The sequence below is a fragment of the Desulfospira joergensenii DSM 10085 genome (assembly GCF_000420085.1).
GTDB lineage: Bacteria > Desulfobacterota > Desulfobacteria > Desulfobacterales > Desulfobacteraceae > Desulfospira > Desulfospira joergensenii.
This window is the reverse complement of record NZ_ATUG01000003.1, coordinates 549,284-571,194: the sequence shown is the minus strand read 5'-3', so window position 1 is coordinate 571,194 and position 21,911 is coordinate 549,284. Positions and strand designations below refer to the sequence as shown.

Genomic DNA, 21,911 nt, shown 5'->3' with positions numbered 1-21,911 from the left:
GCGTTTAATTACCACAGGATATGAAAAAAAATACATAATGTTATGTATTTTTTTTCATATCCTGTGGTAATTATGTATTTAATACTATCGATTGAAATAGGGAATTTCCTCTAATCCATTAAAAGTGGTATAAAAGATTCAAAAAGAGAAGATCGGCGGTGTTAAAACTTCCATACCAAGTGTTTTGGTCTCCATGGAACAAGTGAGCCCCGATACGACACTCAAGGTTTGTCACATAGGTATATTTAAGATAGGGTGAAAGGTACCAGGCATTGTCGTTAATCGTTATGTTATATTTTAAGCATGCCTGGAGCCAGTCGGAAACTATTTCTGTCCGGATTTCTCCCAGCAATGAGTAAGTATTTCTTTTAAAGTAGAGCGTTTCCGGGTTATAATTTGTGATGTGATGATGGGAAAACTGCATATTAAAATATGTATTTTTCTGGGTCAAATAGTCTGCTCCAATTACATAATGAAGTGAGGGAGAGCTGACAGATGTCAGGGAAGACGTCAAAAAAGATTGATTATCCTGCCAGGCTATTTCTCCGCGCAGTCCAAAATTTTCGACAATGGTTTCGAACTCAAATCCAAATAGATTGATTTCTTTATATTCCACCTCAATGCTTTGATTTGTCATGATTGCATTTTTCAATAGGTCTGTCAGTCCTTGTGATGAAATATCGCCATCCACCTCAATGTTTTTGACCGGAAAATTTTTAAAATAAGGGGTGTCTTCAATGGCATGATGGAAAATTAGTCCCATGTCAATACCTTTGGTCGTTGTTGAAAGTCTAAAAGCAAATTCTGATTCGTTAACCGGGTCATGTTCATGGATATCCATATTACCGAAATAATTTTTTAAGGAAAGGGGAAGCGATGAATCCAATATCTCCTTCTTAAGATGGCCGAAAATAGACCAATTAGTTCCAAAATAGTCAATTTTAGACTCCTTAAAAAATGGAATAAATACTCCTTCAATGTTAAATTCATCAAAATAATAACTACCCTTTGCCATTAAAACTGGAATTTTCCTTTCTTCATATTCAGGAATGATAAATTGACGCAAATTTTCCGGGTTTAGCGAGTCGACCGGGCTGATCTGGTCAGTCTTGCCCCATCGGACCACCTGGTTTCCAATAGAAAATCCGTATTTTTTATCAATGTGCTGTAATTTTGCCTCGTGAAGGGTCAAATTATAATCCTCAGTTTTGTCAGTCTGATCAAAGTATAGATAGTCAGACAGGGCAGAAACGGTAGCTTTTTTTTTATATTCGGCCTTCAGCAGCAAGCGATTTCTAAAATTATTTTTATTTTCAATCCGATCCTCGTCTTTTAACTGAAAGGTGGTCCTCATATGCAGAAAACCTGAAAAGGATAGATCAGATTCCTTATCGGTATCCTTTGATATTTGTAATATATCTCTTGTCTCATTGTCATCAAAAAGAAGAACGGAAACTTGGCTGTCCTCGGCAATACTTCTATTTTTTTTTGTAGTCTCGATGGAAAATGGTTCTTTGTAAGGGCTTGCTGAGTTAGTGTTTTCGGTTATCGAATGGTCTAATCTATCCGTACAGAGGGAGGAGATAATTTGTCCTGGTTTTTGCACCTTAATAAAAAGAGCCGGTTTCCCATCTATCGATTTTAGCGTAACACTATGTGTATAGACCTTTGTATTAAGATCCACAACAGCGCGTACAGTCTTTTTTTGATTTTGAGCGATACGAATTCTTTTTATTGTTCCACTTTCTTTTTCTTTTGCCATAGATACCTTTGGAATAAATGTATCTGAAATATCGACAACGATCCTTTCGGGATTGTGGAGCGTAAAAGAGCGAGTAATTGGATGCTTATCTAGAAAAACAATGACAATATCACTGTCTTTATCCCTACTTAGAGTAACATTTTGAACTCGGATGGAAGGAAGGGAAAATGAAATCGTCGGCTGGGCAATACACGCAGAAAAGCTGATCAGTATAATGAGTAGAGAAACACGTCTATTTTCGGTTTTTGTCATTATTTGTTCCCTTGTAAGTTCTTAACATACTGGAAGCAATAATGATGCCATTTTAAGGTAACTCAAGGGTTTTTCGAGATATATTTGCGGGATCTATCTGGATATTGTATTCGATTTTATTAAGTTTAATGTAGGTTTTGTGTCCTTTTACAATGTCTTCCATACTTACAGTCGATGCTGTCCATATGTTTTGTATCAATTCTAATTTCAAAACCTTATATGTTTTTATATGGTTGCCTTTTTTATCAAAGTACCTGACAAGCAACGGCACAAAGGACTTTTTGGAAACCAGACTTTCAGTAAGACTGTACTGGGATTTTATGCCTTTCTTTGGACGGGTTTCAAGGATGTGGCAGTCTAACCCTCCAAGATTTTTAAAACCGACGATTTTATAGACATAGTTGTCAACAGGTTGACGCTCCATGTCTTCATAGGTGAAATCGCTGTTTACAAATCGCTGGACTTTCTGAGAACTAACGATTCTCCTAGTTCTTCTTAAAGCAGGCAAGTATAAGAATTGCTCCGTTTCCCATCCTTGTTTTTCAATGGTTAAAAAACCTGTACCATCAATGTCAGCGGGCGAAGTGAAGCGTAATATTTGCTTCTCTAATCCATTAACCATTACGCGCTTGCTAATGAATTCGCGTTTTTTTTCAGTCCCGCTTTTACTCACAATGATCATTAGTGCAACAGAAAAGGAATCTTTCCCTCTGTCTCGATTAAATATTTTTTCTGAAAGCTTCTTCCCGGTAATTTCCTGTCCGCAAAGGTTACAGGACGATGCTAAAACTATAATAACAACACTTATGAAAAGGTTATAGTTCCTCACGGTTATCCTTTTTTAAATCCGATAACAATTTTTGGGCTTTCTTTGCGTATTGGAACGTATCACTGATTTCGAGCGATCTATTCAAAAACTTTTTAGCAAGTTCGAAATCTCCTCTTTTATTGTAGGCAAGACCAAGGTGATAGCATAAGACGGGGTGATTCGGATTTTTTTTGATCGCTTCAGTAAATTCGGCAATAGCATTGCTGTAGAGTCCTTTTTTATAGTAGACAAAGCCAATTGTATCTGAAACGCTAATCTCCTCAGGAAGAAGTTCCTTAGCAATTTTTGCGTATTTTAAAGCCTCATCATATTTATTTGTCCGTTCTGCCAGATGGTAGGCAAGATTATTAGCAGCAGGAGCAAAATCAGCTTTAATCTCAATTGCTTTTCGATAATGATACTCAGCCTCCTTGAACTTTTTTTCTGACTCAAATATTGTACCCAGTATCATATGTGGTGAAGGTAAATCAGGACTTTTTTGAATCATTTTTTTGAATTGCTCTTTGGCTTTCTCCAATTTATCTTGAGATAGGTAAATTTGGGCAAGTAAATTGTAAGAGATCAGGTAACTAGGGGCAGCTTGAATGGCTTTAAGTAAAGATTTTTCAGCCTCATCAATCCTTTTTTCAATTTTAAAGAGATTGGCTTCAATACAAAGGGCAGTTGCTTGGACTATCTTGTTATCGTGGTGCCTTTCAATCATTTGATCACAAAGTGAGTGAGCCTTGTCAAATTGTTTCTGGGTGATCCTATTTTTAACTCTCAGTGCGAAAACATCAAGGTTTGTGCTATTCATTGAATAAGCTTTTTCTAATAATTTTTCTGCTGCTTTAAATTCATTCAGTCTTGATTTTAAAGCAGCAAGACGATAATAGGCAGATCCGTTGTTCGGATTTAATTCTATAATTTTTTTGTATGATTCCTCTGCCTTTAAAAATCGACCGAGGGCCAATTGAGAATCCGCCTGGATCGACAACGCTTGATATGAGTTGGGAACAAGTTTTAATACTTCAGTAGTATGGTCGATAGCCATTTCAAAAGCTCTTTGGTGATAATAGATATCTGCAAGAAGTATTCTCGCTCGAATATACGTAGGTTTCAATTCAATTGCTTTTGCTGCTGAAGCTGTAGCCTCTGTGGTATTGTTTAATGCAATTTGACAAAGACTTTTTAGATAAAAAATTTTAGATTCTTTAGGATTTTCTTTTTCAAGCTTTTCCAATAACAGTAATGCATTTTGATACTTCTTTTTGAGTATAAAAATTTCGCTTTGGAATAGTTTGGCAGCGTAGAGTTGCGGCCTTTGTTCTATAATTTCATCAACAATTGTTAGTGCCTCGTCAGCTTTTTTGTTTATGTAGTGATATCTTGCTAATGATAGTCTTGCCGTAATGTTTTTAGGATCAATTTCTAACGCTTTCTTAATTAGCGGAAGTATTTCTTCATCTTTGTCGATTCTATTGTAAAACCCGGCCAAAGCCAAATAATTATCTACACTGGGATTTATTTTTACAGCTTTCTTATAAGCTTTTTCCGCATTTTTGATATTGTTCGTTTTAAGGTAGTAGTTCCCCAAAATAATTTGATGTGAGGCATTGTCTGGATGTTCTTTTGCAGAAAGTTTAAGTTGTTCTTCTGCTTTTGTGAAATCTTTTTGATTTATATAAAACGCAGCCAGAGCGATTCGAGGTTGAGAAGAGCGTGGTGCTAAATTAATTGCATTTAATAGAAGTATTTCAGCTTCATCATATTTTTTTTGAAAACTTTTCAGTCTCGCTAAGGCCTGAAGTGCTGGGACATGATCCTTTTTAATACTTAGTATTTTTTCTAATATTTTTTCAGCGTTTGAAATCCCATTTTGACGAATTAGTAACTGTGCCTTAAGATAAAGAGCATCTGTATTGGTTTGATTTTTCGTTAAAACCACGTCTATCCGCTTTTTTGCTTCGGAAACCTGTTTCGTCAATAAGAAAAATTTTGCAATATTTAGAAGGGCCACTTCATTTTTGGGATCTATTTTTTCAATACGTCTGTAAGTCTGCAATGCATTCTTGAGCTGCCCCAATTTCTCTTGTGTTTGGGCTATCTTTAAGAGGACAGATGTATCATTATGATCGATTTGTAGCGCATTCCTGAATTCTATTTCCGCTTGTTTGTACTGTTTATCAGCGAAATAATGATCACCTTTTTCGACGTGACTAATTTTTTTATTTTCCTTATTTGTGCAACCTGTGCAGGCAAGAGAGATGACAAGAAAAATCAAGATGAACCTGTGACTGGATTTCATACACTATCTCCGAGTTTTTAAAGTATCCAAATCCAAACGGCGACTTTTATTTAGATTTCTTACTATGTACGCAGAAGCTAATCTTCTAAATATTATGTGATATTAATGATTGTCAATGAAAAATCAATATTTGAAATATGTTTATACAGTCTTTTGAGGATAGAAACAACAGTGATTTTTTAATGTTCCTATCAGAGATAGTTGAATCCCCTTGCCTTCAAGCGAATAGATGACCTATCCTCTTCTGATTTGTTTGATCGTTTCTTTTTTGAATTCTTCTGTATACCGTTTTTCGCTCATAAGCCCATCCTTAAGTCACTTTCTATAGCGTAGAAGTGTCTAAAAAACGAGGGGCGATTCAGTCTCATTTGAGCCCTTATTATTTGATCTTATTGTGTTCTGGGCTGAAGGAATCTCGAAAGTTGAGTTAAAGGGATAAATGAGTGGACAGTTTCTTTCGTTTTATGATATCGGTTCTTGAGCACAACAGTCAAATTCAACGGAATAAACCACTGGCATGCCAGTGGTATGAACAATGGTTTTGCCAGAGATTAGTGCCAAGAAGGGAGAAATCTCCTACAATGAGAGCGCCAGCTACTCAATAGAAGGAGATTTCAGTGGAACGTTTCAATAGATTAGCACATTCAGTTTGGAATTGTAAGTATCATGTGGTTTGGATACCGAAGTATAGGCGAAAAGAATTATACGGAGTCAAGAGGCAGATAGTAGTCGATACGATAAAAAAATGGGCGCGTATAAAAGGGGTTGAGATATTAGAAGGGCATGCGATGCCGGATCACATTCATCTGCGTATTTCGATCCCACCCAAATACTCGGTCGCCCATACGATTGGCCTTTTGAAAGGGAAAAGCGCTTCGGAGGTGATGAGTTTTGCAACCAGAAGCAGTCGAATGATACGAGGAAGAACATTTTGGGCACGAGGATATTGTGTCAGCACTGTCGGTTTGGATGAGGCATGATTCGGACATATATTAAGAATCAAGAACAAAAGGATAAGAATCAGATGTATTTGCCCTTTAAATAAAAAACAAAAAGTGGCTGGTGCGAGCCCCCACCTTTAAGGGGGGGGCATGATGCCACCAATTCACTGGTGGTATTCATTTGGCGAGATGCTTAACGTTTTATCTATAAACACTCAAATTTTTCTGGATTCCGATGATCAGTGTGACAAAAAAAATTATTCTAATTGGGTGCCTTACATTCTTGGCTCCGGTCACCTCTTACTCTTGGTTTTCAATTCGAAAGGAACCTCCTCCTGCCCATCAGTTAGAAATTCCTGAAGGTAGTTCAGAGACCATTTCAAAGCATTATGTCCTCTCGTATAATACGAAGTACAATAATAGAGAATCTTTTTTAATAACATATCCAAAGGGAAAGGTACCTATTGCTGCCGACTTAATTGATATTGATATCCCGTTAAATGTTTTAACTAAAGAGGGCTTCGATCCAACTTCATCCTTAGATAGGCAGATTGCAGCTAACTTGAGAATTAGATCTATTCTTGAAGAGTACCTGGCTTTGAAAAAAAGAACTCGATTTGCTTTAAAACATTTGAACATCTCGTCTTTTGAAACAGAAGAAAAAAAAAAGCCTCAGGCCCAAGAGAAAATACAAAACCTTAATACCTTAAAAATATTGGAAAAAAAGCTTGAAGCTCTAAATTTATATAGTATCGGTTACTTAGACATAGGTAGTAATCAAAGTGGCAAAAAGGATGATATTTTAATAGCATTTCAAAACTTTAAAAAAAAAGAAGCATCGGTCGCTGATTCTGAACAGGTTTCCAATAGGTTAGAAGGAGATGATGAATATCGAAAACCTTCCTCCCAGCGTGTAGGTAATTCACATGCCAGTGAACTACCATGGATATTCAGTTTTATACTTGGTATAGCACGATATGCATATTCGAATAAATTGGAAATCATTCTTTGGTCTGGAGTAATTGTTATCGCCTCTCTTATAGTTACTTTGGTGATTAAAAAGTGATACAAAAACTCAGTTATTTTTTGTTCTTTTTTATTTTTTTAATGGCGGGCTGTTATTCAAAGCCATCCGTTTCAAACGAGGAAAACGGGAACAGGGCCTTTGCTGAAAAACACTATAAGACTGCAATTCAATATTGGATAAAATCTGCGGCCGAAAAACCCACTTCAGAAATATTTCATAAGATAGGTGACGCTCATCTAAAACTTTCAAATATTGATTCTGCTAATAATTACTTCGAAAAAGCTCTGCAATTCAATCCAAAAGCTGAAAATATTCGAAAGGATTTGATACGAATCCTATTGCTCAAGGGCGATAAAACAGGAACCCTGAAAAATCTTTTTGAACTTGAAAAAATTAAAGGGAAGGATTCAGAATTTTTTATCCTTTCCGGTGACACGTCTATGATGTCAAATGATCTTAAACGGGCCGCTATGATGTATGAAAAGGCAGCTATCATGGAGTCAAAAAATCCTAGGCCTATAATAAAATTAGCGATATGCCTAACTATGGCAGGGGAAAAACAAAAAGCAGGAAAATTGATATCAGACTTCTCAAAAGAGGAGGCCTTTTCTCCAAAAGACTCAATGCTTTTGGCAGATTACTATTTCCTTATTAAGGATTATGATAAAACAGAGTTTTATATGGCCCAAGCTGTCAAAAAAGATCCAGGCAATATACTAACAGAAATAACCCTCTGTCGTTTTCTTTTAGAAACAGGAATGAGAAATAAGGCACAAAAAATTTTGATAGATCTGGAAACCCGATATCCAAATGATACGAGGTTTACACTGATGCTTGGCAATCTTTACCTTTCTGAGATGAATATGGTAAATGCGGAAAGGTATTTGGAACGCGCTGAGAATAAAAAAGATTATAAAGCCGACTATGATTTGCTTAAGGGAAAGTATTGGCTTTACAAAGGGAAAACGGCTTATGCCGTTTCAAGTCTGAAATCGGCCATCGAAAAAAACATTGGGCTCATTTCCGGGCACTATTTACTTGGGATTGCTTATTTAGCTGGTGGACAGACTAAACTTGCTGAGAATAGTTTGATCAGAGCCCTGATGTTGAATCCTGATCATGTGGAAACCCTTTTTGCCTTGGCAGGGCTTCATTATAGTAATCGTGAATACAATCTTGCTTTTCAGTATCTTGATCGGGGTATTTCATTGGCTCCACTAAATCCGAGGGGGTATATCCTTAAAGGTCTCTGTCTTATGGAACAGGACAAAAATGACCAGGCAGTGTCTGTCCTTTCCAAGGCCTGGAGTCTGGGAAACAATCTATCTTCTGTTTTTTTTATTGCCAAATCTTTTGAAAAATTAAAAAAGTATGACAAGGCACTTGAATTATATAACTTGCTACTGACTGAACAGCCTGAGTTGACAGATGTCTTATTCAGGTACGCTTCCCTTTTATTTGATATGGGAAAAGGGAACCAGGCAGTTCAAAAAATCAATCAAATCATCGATAGAGAAGGCAATAATCAAGGAGTTGTACATATTGCCGCCTGGCTCAGTATGAATTCAAAAAAACCAAAAGAGGCTTTACAATACCTTAGACCAGTTATGGAAAACCAGGATGTACCTGGTCATTTTTATACACTTCTTGCTCAAGTTTATGAACATTCAGGTGATAAAAAACAGGCAGAACAAAGCTTGAAAAAATGTATTAAAACAAAACCGTCTTTTCGGCAGGCCTGGGTCCGGCTTGCGGATTTTTATGTCCGCAATAATCAAACTGATTCTGCCTTAAAGACTCTAATTCAAGCCATTGATAAATTTCCAGACGATCCGGAACTTTCCGGGAACCTTGCATGGCTTTATATAGAAGAGGGAATTGAATATGACAAGGCTCTTGATCTTGCAAGAAAAGCGTATGAAAAACGACCAAATGAAGCCTGGATCATGGATACTCTGGGATGGGCTTACTTTCATAAACGAGCCTACTCTCAGGCCGAGTGGATACTTGCCGATGCCGAACAAAAGGCCCCTGATAAAGGAATTATAAAATATCATCAGGGAATGATTTTTTATCGGCAGGGAAGGCTTTTAGAGGCAAAGAGAAAACTGGAAACGGCCCTTGGGTGCAATCTTTCAAATAAAGAAAAATTAGAGATCAAAGTTGTATTGTCCGATTTAGACACAAAGAGCAGTGAAGATGAAGACGAGTTTATATTTGATCCTGAAAACCCAGACCCTTTTCCCAAAAATCAAAAGGGTGAGGAAGATGTACTTAAGCCTGACTGGCGCAAAGTTAACCAGGGGTAAGCCCATGAATAAAAAATTTATTCAAAGAGATGAAAATTGGTGGAGTTAAAGTAAGAGGTAAAGAGATAAGGTGAACGATTTACGTTCACTCAAGCACTTCAATCTCGACCCTGCGATTCATCGTTCTTCCCCAAGCCGTAGTATTGGTTTCAATTGGATTCTCTCCGCCTAGACCCCGGATTTGAATTTGATCCTGCCCAATGCCTTTTCCCAAAAGAAAACTCTTAACAATATTTGCCCTGAATTCGGATAGTTTTTTGTTGTACTTGGCATATCCTTGTGAGTCGGTGTATCCGGTAATCATGATTTTGGCTTCAGGGTGCATGGATAGGACCTGTGAAAAATTTTCCAGTTGTTCAAGCCCTTTCGGGGTGAAGTCATTGGTGTTGTATTTAAACCGGAGAATGATTTTCTCTGTGGGCATAGGCAAAAATCTTTTTTCTATGCTATTCGAATCTCCACTTTCCGTTTGGCGAGTATCATAGATTCTTGCAGATTTTTGAGTCAAAAATGGCATGATATTTTCAATATCGCCTACAATGGCTTCTTCTTGGGATTGCGATTTGGGGATTTTTACAATTTCATGAATTAACTTTTCTTGAGAGGGTTCTATTTGAATATTTTCGTTATTGGATGGATTTGAAAACTTTTTTGAAAGAACGGGACTGAGAGACGTATTTTCAATACTTTTTTCTACATGGTTTTTCGATCCTCCAGACTCCTTTTTTTCAGATGTTTGGGATTCCGGTTGATTTTTAAGAGTAGTTACTGGTTTTTGTTTCGAGGCATCAGGGATGGATTGTGGTAAATTCTGGAAGGAAATTTGATCTTTTTCAAAATCAGAGTACTTCAAATATGGCTTGAGGAGCCTATATATTATGGGACTCACCCTTTCTTTTAGCTGGGTGAGATGGTGATCAACTGATGTGGCGGCTTGTTTGAAGTGACCCGGAAAGATTAAAATCCAGATAGAAAAGAAACAGATTGCCAAGGCGAAAATCCATCCCCAGGGCACTTTGATAGCGGCTTTCTGCAGGGGCTGGGAGGGTGTCTGCATATGATTATGGGGTGAGGGGGGGGCAAGCTCAGCCTTTCCCACGTGATTCGGTCGAATCGGCTTTGGTTTCGTGTGAGAAAAACCGTTGATGTCCCTGTTTCGAACATGGGCCGGAATTTTCAGCTCCTTGGCACATTCTCTAACAATGGCCCCATCTATGATTTGCTGTTCCTTTACATATCCTGACAGCAGAGAATGGTCGCAGAGGATGTTAATCCTTCTGGGAAATCCGCCGGAGTACATGAATACTTCCTGGACGGCAGACCGCCCAAATAGAGTTTCTTCAGTTCCGGCGATTTTCAGCCGGTGCCGGATATAGGCCTCGGTTTCATCCGGGGTCAGGGGTTCCAGGTTGTAGTTCAGGGTCAGGCGCTGCCGGACCGCCCGGTTTTGGGGCCGGTTCAGAATTTCATTGAATTCGTTCTGTCCGATGAAAAAAATATTGATCAGCTTGGCATCGGCTTTTTCAATATTGGACAGCAGGCGGATTTCCTCCAGCATCTCCTGGGTCAGGAGCTGGGCCTCGTCAATGATCAGCAGCACCTTTTTGCCCTTTTCATTGGCCTCCAGAAGAAATTCCCTGAAGTGGGCCAGAAAGGTTCCCTTGGCCAGAAATTCCCTGCCCATGCCGAAGGCAGCAGCGATGTAATTAAGAAAGTCCATCTTATCCAGGCTGGGATCCGGGACCGTAGTACAGATAATATCTTCATTCAGACTCTGGACCAGGGAATTGATCAGGGAAGTTTTTCCTGTTCCCACGTCTCCGGTCAAAAGGAGAAAGCCCTTGTTGTCCAAAATGCCGTATTTCAGGGTGGCCAGGGCTTCTTTATGTTTTTCCCCGAACCACATGAATGCCGGATCGGAACTGATCTGAAAGGGTTTTGAATGAAGTTTGTAAAATGAGGTATACATATGGCTTATAAACTGTGGAGAAACTCCATATCCTTGGCTTGGGTATTTTTGGTTCCGATCACCACCACCTCTGTCCGGGTCCCGGTGTTTCTGAAATAGAGTCTTCCATTATAGGCGAATAAGACTTCAAGGCAAGCGGTTTTGTGTTTCTTGCCGGAAAAGACCTTTCTTTTGATGATAACTTTTTCGGGTTCCCTGTCCAGTTGAAGAATAATTTCTTCCGCTTTGATCTGCTGATCTTCCGTCAGGTTCAAAAGTCCGCTCAGGGCTTTGCGGTTCATATCCACATTTTTATAGAGAGCTGAAAATCTTTTGGTTAGAAAATCAAACTCATTCCGCCGGCCTTTAGAGCTTTTTCTTCGTTCATATCTCTCTATGGCTGATTTGAGTTCCTCTATTTCATTTTCCTTGCGCTTTTTAAGTTCCACAGATGAAGTCAGTTTTTCTTCAAGGGAGACGATCTCCTTGAACATTTCATCCTCGTTGATCTTGGCCTTTTCTTTGTCTGCCTGGTATTTTTCGTTTAAAGCCTTGATATTCTCAAATAGTCCCTGGCGCTCTCTGCTGATATCATTGACGATTTCTCGATGAACTTTTTCTTCTTTTTTCAGATTGGTGATCAGTTCCTGCTGATCCCTGCTGTTTTTTTCGGCCTTCCGGGTTCCGGCCCGGTAAAAGATGAAAAAGATGAAAAAAGAAATAGAGGAATAAAGGATCAAAAGCGCATTGGCGATTTTGGAGCCGTGGCTCAGGTCGATTTTTACTTTTACTTCAAGACCGGAATTGAGAATTTCAAAATTTTGGTTAGCAATGACTTCGGGATTAAAATCTTTGCCCAGTTCGTCGGATAAGAGTTCAGGGGTCACATAGGTGGGGTAGATTATTTTTCCCTGGGAGGTGGTGACCAGAATGTCAAGTTTTAAGAGTTTATGCTGAACCAGATAGTCCTGATTTAAAAACGTCTGTATATTCTTGGCTACCTGTTCTTCAATATGAACAGTACCGTTTAAAAGGGGCTGGGAGTTTCCAATGAGGCTGTTTTGAACGGATTGCAGATACCGGTTTTCCAGGGATGATCGGGTATAGTCAAGGGTAACGATATAGAGTATCGGGGTCAATACAAGGCATATTATAACCGTTTTTAAGGGAAAAAATTTCATGCACCGCCCAAGTTTTTCAATTCAATAATCCAAGCAGGCAGACCATATCTTAGAAAAAGTCAATTTTCAAGGCATTAAGAAAATCCTGTGAAAATCCATGGATACCAAAGGATCTTATGTTTTTGACGGTATCATAATGTCATAGTAGGATCTGTCTTCACTCGTTTTCTTATAACTGGCCTCACCCTTTAATTCGGTTCTGATATATTTCATTTCTTTGGTCAGTTGGGACGGGTCTGAAACGGAATCGGAATCCCGGTAAATAATACATAAATGGCCTTGAACAAGTGAAGCGTTGATATAGATCAGGGGTTTGGCATCCTGGGATATCGAGCTTAAGACCAGAGTTCCAATAAGATCGAAAATTTTTTCGTAATCTCCTTGAAACTCTTCGTTTTGAGGATTTGAAAAAGAGATTTTCATCTCGACCTCTTTGAACCGGGCCTTTAGGTTTGCTAATAACTTTTCTATATCGACAATTGCCGGGTTGAAAGGAACACGATGGCTGCCGTATAAGGCACTCATCATCTCTTCTTCAAAGGCGAAAATCCTGGTGCACAGTTCATCCGGGACGATCATGGCCTCTTTGTCCGGTCCGTCAATGGCACCCATCGTAAGCATTCCCTGCTGCTCTTTTATCCAGACGCCTTTTTTGAATCCAGAATCCTGATTGGCCTTATCCATTCATTTTCTCCATAGGATGTTTAATTCGAACTCAAAAGATCTTATCAAACAATTGACCTAAACGACTAAAATTTACCTGTAAATATGAAAAACCGCAAGAAAATTTTATGCGGGGATCATTGAAAACCATGGACAGTATCAAGGAAAAACTTTGTTCAGTGTTTGTTTTTAGCATCTTTTTTCTTGCTTCTCAATTAAAATGAACTATGATAAATAGAAGGAAAAATTGGATTAAAGGAGATCGTAAACCCAATATGAAAGAACAGGAAACAATAGAAAAAAAGACGCCAAGACCTCCCCAGATGAGTCCCTATGTGTTTACCTTTCTGCTGTTGGGATTCGGGCTGTGGTGTTTCTGGGACGGGTGGTTGACCTCGGATCCGGAAATGGCGGAACACGCCTTGTTTAACCAGGTGTTGAGTGCGGTCCTGATTCCCTGGGCAATCTGGGATTTTTTTAAGGTTAAAAAGAAATACAAAAAATAAACCCTCCCTGGCGCGGTTGATGTTTTACCCTTTACCGCGCCACGATTGTAAAAAACCCAAAAGAAAAAATGAATAATATCTAATAGACCCTGTTTATTGGATATTTCGTTTTTATAGATAATGAGATAATACGAATTTGGATAAAGTACTTTTAAAAGAAATAAATAAACGACGAACCTTTGCCATCATCAGCCATCCCGATGCCGGCAAAACCACCTTGACGGAAAAACTGCTTCTCTTTGGAGGGGCTATTCAGCAGGCCGGGGCAGTCAAGTCAAGGAAGGCTGATCGTGCCGCCACCTCTGATTTCCTCTCCATTGAACAGGAAAGGGGGATTTCCGTATCTTCATCGGTGATGAAGTTCAATTATAAGGATTATGAGGTTAATCTTCTGGACACTCCCGGACATAAGGACTTTTCCGAAGATACCTACCGGGTGCTGACCGCCGTGGACTGCGCCGTCATGATCATTGATAATGCCAAGGGAGTCGAGCCCCAGACCCGGAAACTCATGGAGGTCTGCCGCATGCGCAACACCCCCATCATTACTTTTATCAACAAGCTGGACCGGGAAGGGATGGAACCCCTGGATATCTTTGAGGATATCGAAGAGAAACTCCAGATCGAATGCATCCCCCTGACCTGGCCCATCGGCATGGGCAAACGGTTCAAAGGGGTCTATGATCTGGAGAACAGTGAGTTGGGCATATTTACCCCGGGCTATACCCCGAGAGACGATGACAGCATCCGGATTACGGATCTATCTGATCCGAGGCTGGATGAGCTGATCTCTGACACCCAGGCAGACCAGCTCAGGGAGGATGTGGATCTGATTCAGGGGGCTTCTGACCCCTTTGATCTCGACCTCTTTCTCAACGGAACCCAGACCCCGGTATTTTTCGGTTCCGCCATCAATAATTTCGGTGTCCGGGAAATGCTGGATGCATTTATCAAGATCGCGCCCAGACCCGGAAAGAGGAGGGCGCTCACCCGGGATGTGGATCCATTGGAGTCAGATTTCAGCGGCTTCACATTTAAGATCCAGGCCAATATGGACCCGGAGCACAGAGACAGGATCGCCTTTTTCAGAATATGTTCGGGAAAATTCTCCAAGGGGATGAAAGTCCGCCACCACCGCCTGGGAAAGGAGATCAAGCTTTCCAATGCCACCATTTTCATGGCCCGGGAAAGAAACAATATTGAAGAGGCCTTCCCCGGTGACATCATCGGTATTCACAACCACGGCACCATCAAGATCGGAGATACCTTTACCGCCAAGGAACCCCTCAAGTTTCTGGGCATTCCCAATTTTGCACCGGAGCATTTCAGACGGGTGATCCTAAAGGATCCCATGAAGGCCAAGGCCCTGAACAAGGGACTGACCCAGCTGGCAGAGGAGGGCACCATCCAGGTGTTCCGGCCCTTGATGGGAAATATGCATGTCATCGGTGCCGTGGGGCTTCTCCAGTTTGAGGTGACCATGGCAAGGCTTGCGGCCGAATACAAGGTAAAAGCCGGGGTGGAGACCATTGATCTTTCTGTGGCCAGGTGGGTCACCTGCGAAGATGAGTCTCTGCTCAAGGATTTTAAACGGAAAAACGAATCCAGCCTTGCCATGGATGCGGAAGGATGGCTCACTTTTTTAACCACCAGTGAATATCAGCTTGGGTTTGCCATGGAAGAGTGGCCGGCTATCGAGTTTCATAAAACCCGGGAGCACAATTGATGTCTGCCTCAAAAACGCATCCATCTTAATTTGTGGATGGTTGCAGATGATCAAAACTTTCGTTAAAATTTCAGGCATCAATTATAAAATTTCTTGCGCCTTGTATCTGGATACGTTTTCAGCTACTTAATGGAATATTGGATCGGTTTGAATCAGGGGGAAGGATCTTCTTCAACCTCAAAACTTACAACCCTAACATCTGAAAGGAAAAGAAAATGACAGATCAGCGAATTTTCAATTTCAATGCAGGACCGGCAGCCCTGCCGCTGCCGGTTTTGGAGGAAATCCAGGCATCTTTCCTGAATTTCAACAATTCAGGCATGTCCATTACGGAAATCAGTCACAGATCTTCCTATTTTGACGAGGTCATCAATGATGCGGTGGAAAGGGTCAAACGCCTTCTTCATATCGATGATCAATATCACGTTCTTTTCATCCAGGGCGGGGCTTCCATGCAATTTGCCATGATTCCCATGAATTTCCTTTCAGATGGACAGAGCGCCGACTACGTCAACACCGGCACCTGGTCCACCAAGGCCATCAAGGAAGTCCAGATTCAGAACAAGGGCGTCAAGGTTGTGGCCTCCTCCGAAGACAAGGATTTTTCCTATATCCCCAATGAGATCGAATTCAGCAAAGATGCCAGATATGTCCACATCACTTCCAACAACACCATTAAAGGAACCCAGTTTGCCAAGTTCCCGGATACCGGCGGAATCCCCATTGTCTCTGATATGTCTTCGGATATATTTTCCCGGCCTCTTCCCATGGACCGGTTCGGCATGATTTATGCCGGAGCCCAAAAGAACCTGGGACCTTCCGGAACCTGCCTGGTGATTATCAAAAAAGATTTCCTGGATACGGCCAATGAGGACCTGCCCTCCATGCTCAAGTATTCCACCTATGCTGCGAAAAACTCCATGTACAATACTCCGCCCTGTTTCGGTGTATATACAATTGACCTGGTTCTCAAATGGATCGAAGAGGAAATGGGCGGTTTGGAGAAAATGGAAGCATTTAACCTGGAAAAAGCCGGAATCCTGTACGATTTCATGGACTCCAGTGATTTCTACCGGGCCACGGCCAAAAAGGATTCCAGGTCCCTGATGAATGTGACCTTCCGCCTGCCCGACGAGGATCTTGAAAAATTATTCATTCAAAAGGCGACGGACCAAGGGTTAGGCGGCCTCAAGGGGCACAGATCCGTGGGCGGCTGCCGGGCCTCCATCTACAACGCCACCACCATGGAGGCCATCAACGCCCTGGTTCAATTCATGGAGTCCTTTCAAAAGGAGGCCAGGCCATGAAGGTTCTGATCAGCGACAAAATGGATGAGGCCGGCATCGATATTTTCAGAAACCAGGCCGGCATTGATGTGGACGTGAATATCGGGCTTTCACCCGAAGAACTCAGGGAAATCATCGGTCAATACGATGCCCTGGCCATCCGCAGCTCCACCCGGGTCACCCAAGAGCTTTTATCGGCCGCCGATAATCTCAAGGTCATTGCCAGGGCCGGCATCGGCCTGGACAATGTTGATATTGAAGAGGCCACCAAAAAGGGGGTGGCCGTCATGAACACCCCCGGAGGCAATACCGTCACCACGGCGGAACACGCCATTGCCATGATGATGGCCCTGACCCGGAACATCCCCCGGGGCACGGCCTCCATGAAAGCCGGGAACTGGGACAAAAAGCTTCTCCAGGGCAGGGAGATATTCAACAAGACCATTGGAGTGATCGGGTTTGGAAACATCGGCTCCATTGTTGCCGGACTGGCCAAGGGACTGAAGATGAAGGTGATTGTCTATGATCCCAATATTTCTTCAGATCACATTGAAAAGGCCGGTTTTGAATATGTCAGCCTGGACGACCTTTATGCCCGGTCCGACTATGTCACCATTCATGTGCCCAAGATGGACTCCACCATCGACCTTCTGGATGCCCAGGCCTTTGAAAAGATGAAAAAGGGGGTCATGATTATCAACTGCGCCCGGGGCGGAATCGTCAACGAATCCGCACTGTACGAGGCCATTCAGTCCGGACAGGTGGCCGGGGCCGCTCTTGACGTATTCTCCACCGAACCCCCCGGGAATCATCCACTGCTGGAGCTGGAACAGGTCATTGCCACCCCCCATTTGGGAGCCTCCACCAAGGAAGCCCAAACCAATGTTTCCGTGGCTGCAGCCAACCAGATCATTGCCTACCTCCTCCATGACACCGTGATCAATGCCGTGAACGTACCCTCGGTGACCGGTGAGGTGCTGCGCCAGCTCAAACCCTTTCTCTACCTGGCGGAAAAAATGGGCAAGATGCAGTCCCAGATCACCAGGGGCGGGGTAAAACAGGTGGATATCGAATATATCGGCAAATTTCCGGATCTTGATCTCAAGCCCATCACCATCGAAGGGATCAAGGGAATTTTAAATCAATTTGTCAGGTATGAGGTCAATTCGGTCAACGCCATTTCCCTGGCCAATGAAATGGGGATTAAGATCTCCGAATCCACCGCCCGGGAAGCCGGGAATTTCCTCAATCTGATCCGGATGACCGTGGTAACGGATACCCAGACCAATATCGTGGAAGGAACCATATTTGGAAAAGATGACGCCAGAATCGTACGCATCAACAAGTTCCGCCTGGAGGTGATTCCGGAAGGCCACCTGGGACTGATCCACAATGTGGACAAACCCGGCTCCATCGGCTCCATCGGCATTACCCTGGGGAAACACAAGATCAATATCGCCAGGATGATGGTGGGCCGTGAGGAAGACGGTGACAGGAACATCATCTTTCTCCAAACCGATACTCCTGTACCACCGGATGTGGTGGAGGAAATTGCCAATCTTGACCTGGTGGTCAGCATGACCACCTTTGAGCTATAGAATAAGAAATGTCAGACCCAAAAAGAAAGATACCTTACAACTACACCTCTGCAGACGATGATCAGATAATCCGCCATCTTTTTGGATCTGGCATTCTAAGGGAGATCCGCTCCCTTGACCGGAGCACGGACACGGGCAGGTCTTCCCGGCTCCTCCACAGGTTCATGGGAGACCTGTTTATCATCCAGCGCAATCCTTTTCTTTTCCAGGAACTGGCAGAGCATCCTGTTCAGCGCAGAAGGCTCTTTTCAGAGTTTGAAAATGACCTGTCCATTATCCGGGACCATGCCCGCCACCCCGGGGTTCTGGTTGTTCTGGACGCCTGCGGCCGGGCTCTTAGTGATCTTTCCCGTCAGATCCAAACGGTTTTTTCACACCAGCAGCAGATTTTGAGACGGCTGGGACCTGTGATCGGAAAGGAGAATATCTATTTTGATCCTTTTAACATAACGGCCCATATCACCGATGCCACTGACTGGCGGAGGTTCGCACCCCTGGCCGTTCTCCGCCCGGACCAGGAAGACCAGGTTCCCTTGCTCGTGAAGGGGATAAAAGACCTTGGGTTTGAGATCATCCCCAGGGGGGCCGGAACCGGTCTCACCGGCGGGGCCACCCCGTTGACCCCCACCTGTGTCATGATCAATACGGAAAAGCTCAATAAGATCTTTCCGATCACCCATGAAAAGAACGGGCAGGGAAAGACCTTTGCTTCCATGGAAGTCCAGGCCGGGGTGGTCACCCAGGACGCCAAGGATGAGGCTAAAAACCAGGGCCTGATATTTGCCACTGACCCCACATCCGCCTGGGCCTGCACCATCGGAGGAAATCTGGCGGAAAACGCCGGAGGAAAGACAGCGGTTCTTTTCGGAACGGCCATTGACAATGTCTTGTCCTATAAAATCACCATGCCCGACGGAATTTCCTACACGGTCCGGCGTCAGGATCATCTCCTCAGGAAAATTCTGGCCGGAGATCATCTGGTCTTTCATGTCTACGACGATAGAGACCGGATTGTGGAGACCATAGAGCTTTCCGGTGATGAAATCCGGAAAAAAGGTCTGGGCAAGGACGTGACCAACAAAACCCTGAACGGACTGCCCGGCATCCAGAAAGAGGGGTGTGACGGCATTATCACCTCTGCCAAATTTGTTCTCTACCCTGAATTTCAATACAAGAAGACCTTTTGTATTGAATTTTTCGGAAACGACATGGCCGAGGCCGGTAAGGTGATCATGGCCATATCCAAAGAGTTTTCTGACCAGGATCCGGCCCTCATGGCCCTTGAACATCTGGACGAAGAATATATCAAGGCCATCAAATATAAGACCAAACAACCGGCAGGCTCCAGGCTCAAGGCCGTCCTTCTCATTGATATGGTGGCCGATGACCCCCAAAGTCTGGCCAGGGGCATTGAAAGGCTTGAGGATATTCTCGAACCCTATGACCGGACCAGCCTGAGCATTGCCGGGGACGAAAAAGAGGCAAGGCGGTTCTGGGACGATAGAAAGCGTTTGGGCGCCATTGCCGCCCACACCAATGCATTTAAGCTCAACGAAGATATTGTTCTGCCCATGGACAGCCTGGCTGATTTTGTCCGGTTCATCGATCAGACCAATCTGGAAGAAAAAAAATACAACCAGATCCGGATCATCCAGGCCATTGTGGATTATCTGACCACGGCCAAACCCCTGGCCGATCCGGAATGGCTGACCCGGAAAGTCTCCCAGGCCAGGAATTTGGCCTATGAGTTCAAAAAAAAGCTGGATATCGCCTCCAGGGATGCCCTGGAAGCGGAAATTCATTCCAAGAATTTTTACGGCCAGGTGGTTGAAAGCCTCAGGGGATACAGCAGACTCCTTGAAAATATAGACCGGATCTACAGGCAGACCCGGGCCAGACTCATTGTTATTGCCACCCATATGCATGCAGGAGACGGTAACGTTCATGTTAATATCCCGGTATTTTCCAATGACAGGGAGATGATGGAACGGGCATCCATGACCGCAGACAGGGTCATGGAAAAGTCCGTTGAACTCCAGGGGGCGGTATCCGGGGAGCACGGCATCGGCCTGACCAAGTTCAAGCACCTATCCCCGGATATTATTGAGGCCTTTGAAGCCTATCGGAAAAAAATCGATCCCCACAGGATCATGAATCCCAACAAACTATCCGAACCGGACATCATTGACAAGGTATTCACTCCCTCCTTCAACCTGCTGGAACTCGAAGCCCGGATTCTAAAACACGGGTCTCTGTCCGAACTGGCCATGAAGATTGCCAATTGCGTGAGGTGCGGCAAATGCAAACCCCTCTGTCCCGTGTTTAACCCGGGGGGGAATATGTTTTTCCATCCCAGGAACAAAAACCTGGGAATCGGTGCACTCATCGAAGCCATGCTTTACATTGCCCAGCGGACCCATTCCACCGGGTTCAAAGTGATGAAGAATTTGGAGGAAATTGCCGATCACTGCACCATCTGCCACCGCTGCCTGATCAAATGTCCGGTAAATATCGATTCCGGTCATATCTCCATTGAGGAGAGAAAAATTCTTAAGGCCATGGACTTTAAACATACACCTTTGTCCACCCGGATGACCCTCTCTTATCTCGGAAGTAAAAAGGAGTCGGTTAACCGCCTGATGAGGCCTTCCCTGCTGAATGTGGGTTCCGCCCTCCAGAGAACCGGATCCAGGCTTTTCTCCCCTCTGACCGGCCTGCAATCCGTAAAACAGACCCGGACTGCACAGATATTGAGGACTCCGGTTTCAATGCCGCCTCTTCAGACCCTGCGGGCCTTTCTACCCAATTCACAAAAAAATCAGGCCCTGTTGCTGGAACCGGAACAAACCGCCGTTTCAACGGTTTTTTATTTCCCGGGCTGCGGCAGTGAACGGGTTTTTTCCAGGATTTCCATGGCCGGACTTTTTATCCTTCTCAAGGCCGGGTGCCGGGTTATTCTGCCCCCTCCATATCTTTGCTGCGGCTATCCTTTGCGTGTAAATGCCAGAAAAGAAGAGGCCGACCGGATCTCCCTGGAAAATATCATTATCATGACCCAGATCAGGGATATGTTCCACGATCTGGAATTTGACGCCTGTGTCGTTTCCTGCGGCACCTGCATGGAGTCCCTCTCAGATCTGGGAATTGAATCGGTATTTGACTGCCATGTTGAAGATGTGTCCGGGTTCGCACTCAAAGGCCTGGAAGGAATCGGTTCCGACCAAAGATATCTTTACCACGCCCCCTGCCACGACTCCCTTAAGGAAGAAGGGGCTTTTCTGCTCGGGCAAACAGGCATGGATGTGGTCGAGGTCCCTTATTGCTGTTCCGAGGCCGGAACCCTGGCCCTGTCCAGGCCGGATATCAGTCATTCCATGCTGATCCGAAAAGGAAAGGCCATTCAGGAAACAGGGGCTTTGAGGGGAATGAAAATTCTTACCAACTGCCCCTCCTGCGTCCAGGGCCTGGGAAGACATACCCATCTTAAACTCAAACCGGTTCACCTGGCCGAGGAGCTGGCCCTTCTCATGGGAGGGAAAAACTGGGTGGAAGAATTCAGGGAAATGGTCAGGTCCGGGGAACAGGTAAATTTTTAA

Annotated in this window: 13 protein-coding genes and 1 pseudogene; 8 read left to right on the top strand and 6 right to left on the bottom strand. The window is 43.3% G+C overall.

Going from position 1 to position 21,911, the window contains the following annotated elements; genetic code table 11:
- Positions 1-118: 118 nt before the first annotated feature.
- Genes F608_RS33540 through F608_RS0126740 form a run of 3 tightly spaced genes read right to left on the bottom strand, consistent with a single transcriptional unit; the run spans position 119 to position 5,130 of the window.
- A complete protein-coding gene (locus F608_RS33540; protein ID WP_022668827.1) occupies positions 119-2,014 on the bottom strand; it encodes an AMIN domain-containing protein in 1,896 nt (631 codons plus the stop codon).
- Positions 2,015-2,066: 52 nt separating this feature from the next.
- Entirely contained in the window at positions 2,067-2,843 is a 777-nt protein-coding gene (locus F608_RS0126745) for an outer membrane lipoprotein-sorting protein (RefSeq protein WP_022668826.1), read from the bottom strand.
- Positions 2,830-5,130, bottom strand: coding sequence for a tetratricopeptide repeat protein (locus tag F608_RS0126740; protein WP_022668825.1), 2,301 nt, complete (start codon positions 5,128-5,130; stop codon positions 2,830-2,832). Before F608_RS0126740 ends, F608_RS0126745 begins: the two co-directional genes overlap by 14 nt.
- Before the next feature lie 617 nt (positions 5,131-5,747).
- Here F608_RS0126740 and tnpA point away from each other — a divergent pair.
- The 3 genes and pseudogenes from tnpA to F608_RS0126725 all read left to right on the top strand — a co-directional run bounded on the left by tnpA (position 5,748) and on the right by F608_RS0126725 (position 9,407).
- Positions 5,748-6,175: pseudogene (gene tnpA, locus F608_RS34220) on the top strand (IS200/IS605 family transposase).
- 131 nt (positions 6,176-6,306) lie between these two features.
- Positions 6,307-7,137: a hypothetical protein gene (locus F608_RS0126730; protein WP_022668824.1), complete on the top strand. Its 831-nt coding sequence runs from the start codon at positions 6,307-6,309 to the stop codon at positions 7,135-7,137.
- Positions 7,134-9,407: a tetratricopeptide repeat protein gene (locus F608_RS0126725; RefSeq protein WP_022668823.1), complete on the top strand. Its 2,274-nt coding sequence runs from the start codon at positions 7,134-7,136 to the stop codon at positions 9,405-9,407. The genes F608_RS0126730 and F608_RS0126725 overlap by 4 nt, the downstream gene beginning before the upstream one ends.
- Positions 9,408-9,492: 85 nt before the next feature.
- Here F608_RS0126725 and F608_RS37025 read toward each other — a convergent pair whose 3' ends face one another.
- The 3 genes from F608_RS37025 to F608_RS0126710 form a co-directional block, all read right to left on the bottom strand.
- Complete coding sequence (locus tag F608_RS37025) at positions 9,493-11,376, bottom strand: AAA family ATPase (protein WP_022668822.1); 1,884 nt, start codon at positions 11,374-11,376, stop codon at positions 9,493-9,495.
- A gap of 5 nt (positions 11,377-11,381) precedes the next feature.
- Positions 11,382-12,536 carry a hypothetical protein gene (locus F608_RS0126715; RefSeq protein WP_022668821.1) on the bottom strand — a complete coding sequence of 385 codons (1,155 nt, stop codon included), beginning with the start codon at positions 12,534-12,536 and terminating at the stop codon, positions 11,382-11,384.
- 114 nt (positions 12,537-12,650) lie between these two features.
- Positions 12,651-13,220, bottom strand: a complete 570-nt coding sequence (locus F608_RS0126710) for a hypothetical protein (RefSeq protein ID WP_022668820.1) — start codon at positions 13,218-13,220, stop codon at positions 12,651-12,653.
- A gap of 254 nt (positions 13,221-13,474) precedes the next feature.
- On the opposite strand from F608_RS0126710, the gene F608_RS33530 reads away from it, so the two are divergent.
- The 5 genes from F608_RS33530 (at position 13,475) to F608_RS0126680 (ending at position 21,911) form a co-directional block, all read left to right on the top strand.
- Positions 13,475-13,705: a hypothetical protein gene (locus tag F608_RS33530; RefSeq protein WP_022668819.1), complete on the top strand. Its 231-nt coding sequence runs from the start codon at positions 13,475-13,477 to the stop codon at positions 13,703-13,705.
- A 136-nt stretch (positions 13,706-13,841) separates the two neighbouring features.
- Positions 13,842-15,431 carry a peptide chain release factor 3 gene (locus F608_RS0126695; protein ID WP_022668818.1) on the top strand — a complete coding sequence of 530 codons (1,590 nt, stop codon included), beginning with the start codon at positions 13,842-13,844 and terminating at the stop codon, positions 15,429-15,431.
- A gap of 215 nt (positions 15,432-15,646) precedes the next feature.
- Positions 15,647-16,738, top strand: a complete 1,092-nt coding sequence (gene serC / locus F608_RS0126690) for a 3-phosphoserine/phosphohydroxythreonine transaminase (RefSeq protein ID WP_022668817.1) — start codon at positions 15,647-15,649, stop codon at positions 16,736-16,738.
- Positions 16,735-18,315: a phosphoglycerate dehydrogenase gene (gene serA, locus F608_RS0126685; RefSeq protein WP_022668816.1), complete on the top strand. Its 1,581-nt coding sequence runs from the start codon at positions 16,735-16,737 to the stop codon at positions 18,313-18,315. The genes serC and serA overlap by 4 nt, the downstream gene beginning before the upstream one ends.
- A gap of 8 nt (positions 18,316-18,323) precedes the next feature.
- Entirely contained in the window at positions 18,324-21,911 is a 3,588-nt protein-coding gene (locus F608_RS0126680) for a DUF3683 domain-containing protein (RefSeq protein WP_022668815.1), read from the top strand.

What these genes read in the sequence shown, in the direction of transcription:
- F608_RS33530 (WP_022668819.1), top strand. Translation starts at nt 13,475, where the DNA reads ATGAAAGAACAGGAAACAATAGAAAAAAAGACGCCAAGACCTCCCCAG.
- F608_RS0126710 (WP_022668820.1), bottom strand. Translation starts at nt 13,220, where the DNA reads ATGGATAAGGCCAATCAGGATTCTGGATTCAAAAAAGGCGTCTGGATA.
- F608_RS0126680 (WP_022668815.1), top strand. Translation starts at nt 18,324, where the DNA reads ATGTCAGACCCAAAAAGAAAGATACCTTACAACTACACCTCTGCAGAC.
- F608_RS0126730 (WP_022668824.1), top strand. Translation starts at nt 6,307, where the DNA reads ATGATCAGTGTGACAAAAAAAATTATTCTAATTGGGTGCCTTACATTC.
- F608_RS0126715 (WP_022668821.1), bottom strand. Translation starts at nt 12,536, where the DNA reads ATGAAATTTTTTCCCTTAAAAACGGTTATAATATGCCTTGTATTGACC.
- F608_RS0126740 (WP_022668825.1), bottom strand. Translation starts at nt 5,130, where the DNA reads ATGAAATCCAGTCACAGGTTCATCTTGATTTTTCTTGTCATCTCTCTT.
- F608_RS37025 (WP_022668822.1), bottom strand. Translation starts at nt 11,376, where the DNA reads ATGTATACCTCATTTTACAAACTTCATTCAAAACCCTTTCAGATCAGT.
- serA (WP_022668816.1), top strand. Translation starts at nt 16,735, where the DNA reads ATGAAGGTTCTGATCAGCGACAAAATGGATGAGGCCGGCATCGATATT.
- F608_RS33540 (WP_022668827.1), bottom strand. Translation starts at nt 2,014, where the DNA reads ATGACAAAAACCGAAAATAGACGTGTTTCTCTACTCATTATACTGATC.
- serC (WP_022668817.1), top strand. Translation starts at nt 15,647, where the DNA reads ATGACAGATCAGCGAATTTTCAATTTCAATGCAGGACCGGCAGCCCTG.